Consider the following 10,445-nt stretch of genomic DNA (forward strand, 5'->3'; position numbering starts at 1 on the left):
CAGCCGTGGTGCCCACTCCGCCCCCGACGGGCCGGAGTACGCCGATCTCCCGCAGACCCGGTGACACGACCGCCGTGCCCGCCACGACCGCCGCGACCCGCTCCGGCGGCCGGCGCCCCCGCCGCCGTACACGCACCGCCCTCATCGCCGCCGCCGCGACCCTGGCCGTCACCGCGACGGGGATGTACGTCGCCTACCAGCTGTCGAACGGGCTGAACGACAAGGACACGTCCACCTCCGACACCTCCGACACCTCCGCCACTCCCACCCCGGCGCTCCCCACCGGCTGGCAGCCCTGGCAGGCGAACCTCACCCAGCCCGTGAAGGACTCCCCGGTCACCAACGTGGACACCGTGGAATCCGGCTGCGTCACCGGCGGCTCCGCCTCCGCCCTGTACTGCGCGGGAACCGGCTTCACGGTCGCCCGCGTCGCAGCCGCCACGGGCGATGTCGAGTGGCGGTTCGGCAGCACCTCGCAGGCCGCCGAGCGGCCCCTCGGCGTACGGGACGGGCTCGTGTACGTGCACGTGCAGCCGAACGAGGACTCCGTCTACTCGACCCAGCAACTGGTCGCCGTCGACACCGACACCGGGAAACGGTCCTGGACCACCACAGTCGACGCGGGCTATCCCGCCGCCCTGTTCAACGGCGGCCTCCTCGCGATGTCGAACGAAGGGACCGAGTTCGTCGCCGTCGACGCCAAGACCGGCAAGGACCTGTGGCGGACCCCGGCGAAGTCGTCGGCCGGTACCGCCTGCGCCCCGGCGGTCCTGGGCGGCGCCCCCTACGGCATCTGCGTCAACGCCGACGACCCCTTCAAGGGCGACGCCGCCCTCCTGCGCCTGGACCCGGCCAAGGGCACGGCGCGCGAACTCGGCGGGCTGCCCCTGACGGCGGAGCCGCTCGGCGCCGTCGGCGGACAGCCGCTGTTCGCGGAACGGCAGAGCACGGATACCGAGTCGGACGACGGGCGCGACGAGCCGTACAAGAACCTGCTGCGGGTGAACCCGACCACCGGCACCGTCACCCGCCTCCCCCTGAAAGGCACCCCGCGAGGCACGCCCACCGTCGTCGGCGGCGCCGTGTACTTCGTCCGCCCCGACGGGACCGTCATCGCCGTGAGCGCGTCCAAGGGCACCCAGCTGTGGAAGCAGAGCACCCAGATCGAGAACCTCTCGGCGCCGGTCCTGTCGAAGAAGTACGACGACCTCTACTTCGTCAACCGCTACGGCCGCCTCCTCGCCCTGGACCGCGAGTCCGGCACCGAACAGTGGAACACGGACAAGCTGAACGACCCGGGGTCCTCGGCGGAGGCCAGGCTCCCCAGCGTGACGCTGGCGAAGGACGCGGTCGTGGGGGTGGCGGGCGACATGGCCTTCTCGGTACGCCCGGACGCCCCCGAGGCACGCCCGTCGGCACCCGCTACTGCCTCCTGAGCGGCCTTGGCGCGCCCCGAAAGGGGCGCGGGGAACTGCGCGACCAGCCCCCACCGGCCCGCAGATCAACCCCGTTACCCCCGTTGACCCCGTACATCCAGCAACGCGCTGAGCGTCCGTTCCCCGCCGCGGTCGCCGGCGGTGGCCGGGACCAGGGCGATCTCGTCCAGCCCGGCCGCAGCGTAGGCGTCCACGCGGGCGCGCACCGTGGCGACGTCACCCACCAGGCCGACCGTGGTCGCGGCCTCGGGCGGGAGCGCGGCGAGCAGGGTGTCCGGGTCGGCCCCGGAGGCCGCCAGCTCCACGGCCTCGCCGTAACCGGCGTCGGCGAACACGTCGCTGTACCCCGGTACGGTCAGATAGCCGACGATGCTCCGCAGGACCTGGGTGAGGGACTCCGGCTCCGGGTCCACGGCCGCGGGCAGCCAGGCGGCCAGCCGCGGCGGCGTCCGCCCCGCCCGCTCGGCAGCCGCGGTCAACTTGCCGCGCAGCTCCCGTACTTGCTCGGGCGAGACGACATCGAGCAGCATGCGGTCGGAATGCTCGGCGGCCGTGGCGATCGCCCGGTCACCGAACGCCGCCACGGTCACCGCCCCTCCCGGCGGCCGCTGCCGACGCCGGAAGACACTCCCCGGCACGATCGCCTCACCCGGCTCGCCGTGCATGAGCCGGCGCACCGCCTCGGCACTCTCCGCGAGCGCGGCCGCGGGCCGGGTACGAGGCCGGCCGTGCACGCCCTCGACGACCCTCTTGCTGGAGGTCCCCAGAGCCACCCCGACCGGCCGGCCGGTCACAGCGGCCACCGAAGCCGCTCCCCTCACGATCGTCAACGGATCACGCACGGACACGGGAACGGGCCCGGCCGTGAGCGCCACGCGCTCGGTGGCACCCCCGATCGCCGTGGCGAGCACGAACGAGTCCCACGTCGCCCCCTCACCGACCCACACCTCTCCGTACCCGAGCCGGTCGGCGACCACGGCGACCCTCAACGGCTCATCGACCGGGCTGTCATCCTCACGTGCTGCGGCAACCACACTGATGTCCATACAGGGCACGGTAGTTGCTGTGAGGCTCGTGCCTCCGAAGTCGTACCGTGAAGGCTCTTGACCTCAAGTTTGCTTGAGGTCCGAGAGTGATCCGCATGAACACCGAAACAGCGGACACCAAGGCCGCAGACACCAAGGCCGCAGACATCAAGACCGCGGACATCAAGGCCATCGAAGAGGTCGTGGCCACCGTCGAGCGCACCCAACGAGCCAAGGACGTCGAGGGATTCCTCGCCCTCTTCCACCCCGACGCCCTCTGGACCACCGCCCACGGCAAGGTCCTCATCGGCTTCGACGCGATCGCCGAGTTCACCCGCGCCGTACTGCCCGGCGCGACGTGGAGTGGCGAAGTCACGTACGAGGCAGTCCACATCGAGTTCCTGAGACCCGACGTGGCGGCCGTCAAGGTCCGGCAGGTCTACCACGCGCCAGAGGGCGATGCGGCAGAGGGCGACGGGGAAGGCGCCCCGCTCTACGTCATGACCAGGCAGGACGACGGAACCTGGCTGCTGCACGCCGGCCAGAACACCGAAGTCCGGGTCGGCTGAGCCGGCGCGACCTCCGTAGCGTCGGCTGTCGGTCAAAGTGGGTGCTTCGGTGCGCTGGGGGCGCACGCGACGGAAGCAGTCGGATCGGTCGCTTGTGACCGATGAGAAGTATTTCGTAAGCATCGGTGAAAAGGCCACGGCTCGTGCTCCCTTCCCGCGAGCATTTCCCTGACGCCCGATCGACCATCGGGTGCCTCGAGGGGAAGGAATCACTGTGCGCAGAAGTCTCTCTCTGCTTGTCGTGCCCCTGTCACTGTCGGGCCTGTTCTCGGCCCCGGCGACGGCTGCCGGGACCGAGAACACCACCCCGGGAACGCGGGACGCGACATCACAGCAGGGCCAGGCGGAGTCCCGCGCTCTGTCGGAGAAGACGAGCAGCACCGCGGCACAGACGCGTGAGTACTGGACACCGGAGCGCATGCGCGAGGCGCTGGCCAACCCGATGGACCCACCCGTCGCATCACCCGACGTCGGCCGTTCACAGAAGCCGAAAAGCCCCGACGGCGATGCAGGTAACGGCGGTGACAGCGGCGACAGTGGCAAGGACAAGAGGGCACGACTCTCGGCCCATGCCGTTCCGCCCAGGAGCGTGCGCGCCGACAGCCCCGAGGAGGGCGTGTCGACACTGGCCCAGCCGCGTTCCGACTTCGTCAAGTACCCGAGCTCGTGGCCGAACACGGCCACCGGGAAGCTGTTCTTCAAAACGCCCCAGGGGGGCAAAGTCTGCAGCGCCTCCGTCATCGTGTCGGACACCAAGAACGCGGTCTGGACGGCGGCCCACTGTTTGCACGGAGGTAAGGACAGCGGCTTCTACACGGACTTCAAGTTCGTCCCGGCCTATGCGAAACGCGACGCCCCTTGGGGCGAATGGTACGCAGACCGGGTGATCGTGCCCCAGGCGTGGTCCGAGGAGGCGGACCTCCGTACCGACGACATGGGGGCTCTCGTGATGAAGAAGCACCCGACCTACGGCACCCTCCAGGCTTCGGTCGGAGCGTACGGCTACGACTTCGGCGACACCGATCACAGCGACGTGTCCGTCCTCGGGTACCCCGTCGACGGCTATCGCCGCCCTACCAGCGACTTCGCCGACGGTAGGCGCATGATGTCCTGCCAGGGCGACACCAGCGACGCCAGCAACTGGAACCCCTTGGACGACCGGCTCGGCATCGACTGCGACATGGGCCACGGCTCCAGCGGCGGCCCGTTCCTCGACGGCGTCGACGACGGCGACATCCAGATCGTCGGCACACACAGTCACCGGGCCGGGGGCCTGGAGGTCTACTCGGCGGAGCACGGGGACCGGGCGGAGGCGGTGATCGACCTGGTCAACAACTGACACCAGAACCGGCCCGGTTGCGGCGGACGATCAACGGTCCGCCGCAACCGCGGCCGAGGCCCTCATGAGGACTTGCTCGGCCGGTTGACGTCCACGGTCGTGAGCTGGTCGTAGCCGTATCGCCCGTACAGGGCGTCCCCGATGAGTGCCAGATCCGGAGACGGACCGCCGGAGTCGGTGCGTGCCTTGGTCGTCCAGCGTACGGAGCCCTTCTCGGCGTCGAGGGAGAGGAACCCCCCACCGGGTGTGCCGAAGTACAGCGGCCCTTCCGTCCCCGGCGCGACGACAGGCCCGGACACGTCCGAGTACCGGGTGGACTCCTTCCACAGTTCCTTGCCCGTCGTGCTCCGCACGGCGGACACCTCGCCGTTGGGGCGGACGAAGTACAGCGTTCCGCCGATGAGGCCCCTGACCTCCTGATCCGCCTTCAGGGAGAGGGGCACCCGGCGAGTCGACTTCTTGCGCGGGTCGACCAGCAGCACGGCTGAGCCGCTGGTGGTGTCGTCGAATCCCGAATCCACCAGGACGAGCTTGCCGTCCTGGGAGCCCACCAGGGTCAGGTCCTGCCGGGAATCGACCACCGCTTCAGGCCGACCGGTGGCCGGGTCGAGTGCGTAGACGGCCGTTCGATAGGCGGAGTCCGCGGTGTCCGAATCGGAGTGGCACAGGGCGTAGGGGCGGTGGTTCACCACCTCCACCTCGTAGCAGGACAGGGTCTGACTCGCCCGGCGCGACCACCGGGTCTTGCCGGTCTCCGCGTCCACCGCCACGTACGTCTGCGCGTCCCAGCTCTGTGTGAGGACGAGATCGGACCGCCCACTGCGGAAGATGTCCCCTTGGGCCGCGTCACCGATGTCCGCCGACCAGCGCCGCTTGCCGTCGCTGACGCCGTACCCCTCCAGCCGGTATGTGCTCTCACTCCGGCCCGGGACCGTGGCGACGACCATCCGGTGCCGGGAGACGCCGATCAAGGACTCGGTGGTGTCGCTCTCCGGATGCTTCCACAGGGCGCGGCCCGTCGCGGGATCGAGCCGGCTCAGCGCTATCCCGTTTCCACCGCAGTAGAGCTCCGAGGAGTACGTCAGGCAGGTGTGACCATCGAGGATGGCTCGGCCGCCGGCGATGCTCCAGAACCCGTTCTTCGAGGACGGGAGCGTGCGCTGCCAGGCACTCCAGCCCGCGGGAAGCGACGAGGCGGCCTCCTTGGTCTGCGCCTGCTTCTCCTGGGCCGTCTGCTCCTGCTGATCCAACGGCCCGAAGGCGAGAAGCGCACCGGCCCCCACGGCCGCCACAGCGGCGAGCGCGCTCGTGGCGATCCACCGCCCGCGCGGTCGACGAAGCCTGCCGCCGACACCGGCACTGGCACTGGCACTGGCAGTAGCAAGGGTCTCGGCATCGGCCTCGGCACTTGATGCCGGTTCGGAGCCTTCGGAGCCTTCGGAGCCTTCGGAGTCTTTGGATCTTTCGGAGCCTTTGGGGCTTTCGGAGGGGGCGTAGCCGTCCGCGGGCAGCGACCGGAAACGTTCCAGCAGGTCCGTCACGGACGGTCGCTCGGCCGGATCCTTCGCCAGGCACTCCTCGGCGATCTCCCGCAGGGCCGAGGACAGGCCGTTCAGGCTCGGCGGCTCATGCACCACGTTGTACGCGGTCATGTAGGGGCTGTCGTCCGTCTGGAAGGGACTCGATCCGGACGACGCGTACGCCAGGACCGCGGCCAGGGCGAAGACATCCGTCTCGGACCCGACTTCGCGCGGCGTGACGAGCGCCTCCGGCGACATGAACGGCGGCGTGCCCATCACGCGGCCCGTGGTCGTGAGAGTCTGCCGGTCGGCGGCCCGGGATATGCCGAAGTCGATGACGCGCGGGCCCTCTCCGGACAGGATGACGTTCGACGGCTTGAGATCACGGTGGATCACCCCCGCCCGGTGGATGTCGCGCAGGGCTTCGGCCAGACCTATGGCCAGCTGCCGCAACTCCTGCCCGGACAACGGGCCCTGCTCGGCGACCCGTTGATCGAGGGTCGGACCCGGGACGTACGAGGTCGCCATCCAGGGGCGTACCGCGTCCGGGTCGGCGTCCACGACCGCCGCGGTGAAGGCGCCGCTGACACGGCGGGCGGCTTCGACCTCCTGACGGAACCGGCCCCGGAACTCGTCGTCGTCGGCGTACTGCTGGTGGACGAGCTTCATCGCCACCCGGCGACCGGAGTCCGACCGTGCGTCGTAGACGACGCCCATGCCACCGGATCCCAGGCGACCCTCCAGCCGATAACCGCCGATCGACTCAGGATCTGTCGCACCGAGTACCACTGGCTGCTCCCCGTCCCCGCTTCGCGAATGCCAACCGGCGTACAGACTAAGTCCCCGGCGATCACCGCCGACACCCGCTGTGGCGCCGCCCCATGACATCACCGCGAAGGCCACTCACGCAAAGCTCCAAACCCCGCTCGACAAAGGAGAGTTGGAGGAACACCATGGTGCTCCGGCGATGGCCGGAGGGGGCTGAGCCAGGGGGTGGGCCGTGGGGCACGACGCACTGCCGCGCGAGTACCGGATGAAGCGGAACAGGATGCTGCTGTTCCTGTTCGTGATCGCAGCGGGCACGGTGAGCGTGGTGGGGGCCGTAATGAGCGCCGACGGCCTGGGCGCTTTCCTCACGTACGCCTTCTTGATCGCGTGGGTGGCACTCATGGGGTGGCTCTTCTACGCCACCCTGCGCTGTTCCACCGTGGCGGACATCAAGGCGATCCATGCGCGTGGCGTTTTCAGACGGCGAAGACTGGCCTGGGAGGACATCCAGGACATCAAGGTCGAGTTCAGCTATGAGGGGGCTGTACAGAGCGGTGCGGCCGGTGTGCTCGTGCACGCCTACGGCCGGGACGGCAGCAAGGTGCTGCTGCCCTTCCTCGACGACGTGCACGTGGACGTGGAGCGCGAACTCGGAGTGTTGCTGGAGGCATGGCAGGAGCTGCGCGGTGAGGACTGGACGCCGAACCCCGAGGCCGCCGTCGCCATCCACCGGCACGAGGCCCGCCAGAAGGCCATCTCGACAGGGCTCACCGCCGTGGGCTGCGCGTTCCTCCCGCTGATGGTGCTGGCCGGGCTGCCGCTCTTCATGGCATGGCCCGACTGGCTGGAGGCGATGCTGAGCCCGCTCTGGGTCATGCTGCTGGGGGCGTTCCTGGTCTTCACCCTGACCGCGGTCCTCTCGTATCGCCGGCGGGTGCGGGGCGACTGACACACGGTGCCCCGCAGCGCGGGATCACCCTGGACTTCTCGCAGGCCCAAAAATGCCACTGAGCTGATGCAGCGAGTGCGACCGCTCGAACGTCTAGTCTTGCGACGCTCAAACTCTTGATCGGGCGAGGCTGGAAGGAAAAGGTGTGAGTGGGAACTTAGTTCGGGGACTCGCGGTGGCTTCTGCCACCGCCGTCACCACTGTCGGCGCCGTTGCGGGGGTTGCCCAGAGCAGCACCGGCCAGTCGACGGACGACGCCGAAACGAAGGCAAGCGGCTCGACCCTCCTTGCGGACTTACCCGTAGGGCAGCAGGCCCAGGTGCAGACGGCCTCCCTGACGCAGCAGGCCGACGCGCAGGCCATCGCCGCGGACAGCAGCGCGGTGTTCACCGCGGCGGAGGAGGCCCGAAAGCAGGCTGCTCAGGACGCGACAGCCAAGCAGAAGGCGGCCCAAGAGAAGGCTCAGCAGGAGAAGGCCGAGCAGGAAGCCAAGGACCGCGAGGAGGCGGAGCAGAAGGCCAGTCGCTCATCGAGCTCGTCGAGTTCGTCGAGCTCGACGGCGGACGCCTCCAGCTTCGCGCCGCAGTCCTCGTACACCACGGCCGAGGTACAGGCCATCGCGCGGGGGATGGTGCCCGGCAACCAGTTCCAGTGCTTCAGCAACATCGTGGACCACGAGTCCGGCTGGAACTACAAGGCGGTCAACCCCTCTTCCGGGGCCTACGGTCTCGTGCAGGCCTATCCCGGATCCAAGATGTCGTCCGCCGGAGCCGACTGGCGGACCAACCCCGCCACACAGATCAAGTGGGGCCTGAACTACATGAACGACCGCTACGGCAGCCCCTGCGACGCCTGGTCCTTCTGGCAGGCCAACGGCTCCTACTGAGCCCCGCCGAGGCGCCAACCGGTCCCGGCGGGCCGGTTGGCGCTGGCTGACGGCCGATCAGAACGGCGAAATCCGAGGAGATCCGAAGCATGGCGATATGCAAGAAGTGCGGCGTACGAAAGCGCCGTTGGCCCCGTTCCTGTCCCGGGTGCCACGCCGGGTCGGCCCGGGCGGACGTGGCTGTGGCGGGGGCCGATGTGGCCGTGGCGACAGGAGTGTTCGGGGCGATCAGACGCGCAGTCACGGGCGCTGTACGGCGGATTCTCGACTTGACCTGACCCTATGCACCCAATTGCTCGGCGCCGGAATCGCGCAGCGACTCGACGATGATCTCGTGCGTGTCGGCGCTGTCGGGCCGGGTGATCGCGAGAATGCGCCGGCCGAGCCAGTTGGGATCGTCCACTCGTACCAGGGTGATGATTTCAGGCACGATGGGCGCCAGGATTTCCGGGATCAGGCAAATGCCCAGTCCTGCGGCGACGAGACCGAAGCGGCTGTGCCAGGTACGGGTACGGAAACCGATCAGCGGGTCGGTCAGTGTGGGCCACGCGCCGAACTGCGGTTCGTCCGAGGCTCCCTTTCCCACGATCCATGACTCGTGCGCGAGTTCGTGCACGGGCACGGGGCCCTCCATGGCGGCCAGCCGGTGATCACGAGGCGCGCCGACCGTCAGTTCACCGCCGGGCAGTGGGGTGACCCGCAACCCCTCGAAGGCCGGATGGGGCAGCCCGGGGCCGGACGCCACGACGGCAACGTCCAGCCGCCCGCTGACGACCTGGTGTACGAGGCTCCGCGAGGACGCCTCCGTGATCGCGAACGTCAGCCGGTTCTGCTGCTTCAGCGCCCTGGCCAGGGCGAAGGGGAGCAACGCGGCGTTCGCGGCGGGGAAGGCCCCCACTCGTACGCGGACTTCGCGGCCCGTGGTCAGTTCGTTGAGCCGTTCGTCCAGCCGGTCGAGTCCGGAGAGGGTCTCCGTGGCGAACTGCGCGACGACCTCACCAGCGCGCGTCGGCCGGACTCCGCGCGGCTTCCGGGAGAAGAGCGGCTGCCCGGCCGCCTTCTCGGCGGCGGCAACCTTCCGGGAGATGGCGGGCTGGGAGTAACCGAGTGCGCGTGCCGCGCCGCTCAGTGAGCCGTGAGTCGCCACGGCACGCACGATCCGGAGCGCATCGATGTCGAGTTCGGGCATCGTGCCACTCTAACCGTGTACCTATGCGCATGGGTTATGGCAGATGGTCAATTGTCGCATGCCGCACAGCGGGAATGTCTGCTTCCGGAAGACTAGGGTCGATAGCGAACGAATCCGCCCCCGCGCTCAGTGAGGCTTTTCATGAGTGAGTTCATTTCCCCTGATGACACCCGTTACGACGAGCGGGCGCGGGCTCTTGTCCGTATCGGCCGCGAGGCTATCGCTGTGGCGGATGACGAGAAGCTGGACGCGTATTTCGCCGCCGATTTCGCCTTTCACGGTCCGGACGGTGATATGACCTATCCACAGCTCAGGTCCTTCTTCGCCGCCATGCGCGCCGCGTTCGAAGGATTCGCCTGCGAGCGGCGGTCCATCGTCAGCCAGGGAGCTTTCATAGGTTGCCGAACCTCCATGTCGGGCCGATTCACCGCCCCCTTCGAGGCATCCCCGGTGGGCACCATCGAACCCAACGGGCAGTCGATGAGGCTCGAGTTGATCAACATCTTCCGTTACGACGACGACGGCCGACTGGCCGAGGAATGGGTGCAGTACGACAACCTCGGTTTCTTCCGTCAACTGGGCGTCGACCTCACCGAGACGCCATAACCGGCCCCGCCCGGCGTGCATGCCCACCCGGCGCCCCCTCGGACAGGCCCTGAGCGGCCGGGGCGCCGGTGGGCATGCGTGGTGAGGCGTCGGGTCATGTTCGCCGTGGAGGCCCAGTAGCCGGGGAACAGATCCCTCAGCCGGTCCCGCCTCCCACC

General features: G+C 69.0%; 9 protein-coding genes. 6 read left to right on the top strand and 3 right to left on the bottom strand.

Features of this window, described 5'->3' with window-relative positions:
• Positions 1-1,436, top strand: a 1,436-nt coding sequence (locus tag FNH08_RS33710) for an outer membrane protein assembly factor BamB family protein (protein WP_228034508.1), incomplete at its 5' end; no start/stop codon positions are given.
• 74 nt (positions 1,437-1,510) lie between these two features.
• Here the strand turns inward: FNH08_RS33710 and FNH08_RS33715 are convergent.
• Complete coding sequence (locus FNH08_RS33715; protein ID WP_152775326.1) at positions 1,511-2,482, bottom strand: LLM class F420-dependent oxidoreductase; 972 nt, start codon at positions 2,480-2,482, stop codon at positions 1,511-1,513.
• 95 nt (positions 2,483-2,577) lie between these two features.
• On the opposite strand from FNH08_RS33715, the gene FNH08_RS33720 reads away from it, so the two are divergent.
• A complete protein-coding gene (locus FNH08_RS33720; RefSeq protein ID WP_152775327.1) occupies positions 2,578-3,030 on the top strand; it encodes an SgcJ/EcaC family oxidoreductase in 453 nt (150 codons plus the stop codon).
• Between the two features lie 214 nt (positions 3,031-3,244).
• Positions 3,245-4,369 carry a trypsin-like serine peptidase gene (locus tag FNH08_RS33725; RefSeq protein ID WP_152775328.1) on the top strand — a complete coding sequence of 375 codons (1,125 nt, stop codon included), beginning with the start codon at positions 3,245-3,247 and terminating at the stop codon, positions 4,367-4,369.
• Between the two features lie 62 nt (positions 4,370-4,431).
• Here FNH08_RS33725 and FNH08_RS33730 read toward each other — a convergent pair whose 3' ends face one another.
• On the bottom strand, positions 4,432-6,678 hold the full coding sequence (locus FNH08_RS33730) for a protein kinase domain-containing protein (RefSeq protein ID WP_322725945.1): 2,247 nt from the start codon (positions 6,676-6,678) through the stop codon (positions 4,432-4,434).
• 211 nt (positions 6,679-6,889) lie between these two features.
• On the opposite strand from FNH08_RS33730, the gene FNH08_RS33735 reads away from it, so the two are divergent.
• Both FNH08_RS33735 and FNH08_RS33740 read left to right on the top strand, forming a co-directional pair.
• Positions 6,890-7,606 carry a PH domain-containing protein gene (locus FNH08_RS33735; RefSeq protein WP_152775330.1) on the top strand — a complete coding sequence of 239 codons (717 nt, stop codon included), beginning with the start codon at positions 6,890-6,892 and terminating at the stop codon, positions 7,604-7,606.
• Positions 7,607-7,751: 145 nt separating this feature from the next.
• Positions 7,752-8,492, top strand: a complete 741-nt coding sequence (locus tag FNH08_RS33740) for an aggregation-promoting factor C-terminal-like domain-containing protein (RefSeq protein WP_322725946.1) — start codon at positions 7,752-7,754, stop codon at positions 8,490-8,492.
• Between the two features lie 280 nt (positions 8,493-8,772).
• On the opposite strand, the gene FNH08_RS33750 is transcribed toward FNH08_RS33740, so the two are convergent.
• Positions 8,773-9,681, bottom strand: a complete 909-nt coding sequence (locus FNH08_RS33750; protein WP_152775332.1) for a LysR family transcriptional regulator — start codon at positions 9,679-9,681, stop codon at positions 8,773-8,775.
• A gap of 141 nt (positions 9,682-9,822) precedes the next feature.
• Here FNH08_RS33750 and FNH08_RS33755 point away from each other — a divergent pair, with 141 nt between their 5' ends.
• On the top strand, positions 9,823-10,287 hold the full coding sequence (locus FNH08_RS33755) for an ester cyclase (protein WP_152775333.1): 465 nt from the start codon (positions 9,823-9,825) through the stop codon (positions 10,285-10,287).
• The last annotated feature ends 158 nt before the right edge of the window (positions 10,288-10,445 follow it).

The sequence above is a fragment of the Streptomyces spongiae genome, from assembly GCF_009377185.1.
GTDB classification, from domain to species: domain Bacteria; phylum Actinomycetota; class Actinomycetes; order Streptomycetales; family Streptomycetaceae; genus Streptomyces; species Streptomyces spongiae.